Genomic DNA, 1268 nt, shown 5'->3' on the forward strand with positions numbered 1-1268 from the left:
GGTGGTGGCCCCGCCCGCCCCGGCTCCCGCCCCGGTGGCGACCCCGCCGTCGGACAACGGGACGACGACGGCAGCACGCGCCCGCGTGCTGGCCAAGCCGCCCGTCCGCAAGCTCGCCAAGGACCTGGGGGTGGACCTCGCCGGGGTGCACGCGTCGGGTCCCGGCGGCATCGTGACGCGCGAGGACGTGGTGGCCCACGCCGAGCGCTCGTCGGTGCAGAAGCTGACCAGCTACCCGGACGACGAGCCGTGGCTCGCCCAGGGCGTCGTCTCGCCGGACGGGCGCCAGACCCGCGTGCCCGTGCGGTCCGTGCGCAAGCGCACGGCCGAGGCCATGGTGGCCAGTGCCTTCACCGCGCCGCACGTGACGGTGCTGCACACCGTCGACGTCACCAAGACGATGAAGCTCGTGGCCGCGCTCAAGGAGGACCGCGACTTCACCGACGTCAAGGTGACGCCGCTGCTGGTCGCGGCCAAGGCGGTGCTGCTCGCCGTGAAGCGGCACCCGCAGATCAACGCCTCGTGGGACGACGCAGCCCAGGAGATCGTCTACAAGCACTACGTGAACCTGGGCATCGCCGCGGCCACCCCGCGAGGCCTCGTGGTGCCGAACATCAAGGACGCGCACACGCTCGACCTGCTCGGCATCGCCAAGGCGCTCGCGGGGCTGACGGCGACCGCGCGGGCCGGGCGCACGTCGGTCACCGACATGTCCGACGGCACCATCACCATCACCAACCTGGGTGTCTTCGGCATCGACACGGGTACGCCGATCCTCAACCCGGGGGAGTCGGGCATCCTCGCCTTCGGCGCGATCCGCAAGCAGCCGTGGGTGCACAAGGGCAAGGTGAAGCCGCGGTGGGTCACCACCCTGAGCTTCAGCTTCGACCACCGGCTGGCCGACGGCGAGCTGGGTGCACGGTTCCTGTCCGACGTCGCCCGCGTGCTCGAGGAGCCGGCGCGCGGCCTCGTCTGGAGCTGATCCCGGGCAAGGCCCTGGAACGTGTCAGACCCCCAGGTCACTCGAGTGACCTGGGGGTCTGACACGTTTCGCGCGTCGCTGTGTGGATCGATCCAAAGTGCCGGACGGCCGGAACAGCGCGCCGGCCCGGATCGGTCTGGGAGATCCGCGGTACGGCCCGGCGCACTGCCCCGACAGATCACGGCAGCCGAACGCGGCCGCCGTGCCCCGGACGACGTCTGGTCACGCGGCCGTCACGCCACGCGCATGCCGCCGATCGAGCGCGGGCGGCCGCGACGGCGCTTGC

General features: G+C 72.2%; 1 protein-coding gene. It reads left to right on the forward strand.

From position 1 onward, the window contains the following. The coding region (locus PROKR_RS26485; RefSeq protein WP_084800691.1) for a dihydrolipoamide acetyltransferase family protein at positions 1 to 982 on the forward strand (982 nt) is incomplete at its 5' end. Positions 983 to 1268 lie beyond the last annotated feature (286 nt).

It is taken from the genome of Promicromonospora kroppenstedtii DSM 19349, from assembly GCF_000515355.1.
Classification (GTDB): Bacteria; Actinomycetota; Actinomycetes; order Actinomycetales; family Cellulomonadaceae; genus Promicromonospora; species Promicromonospora kroppenstedtii.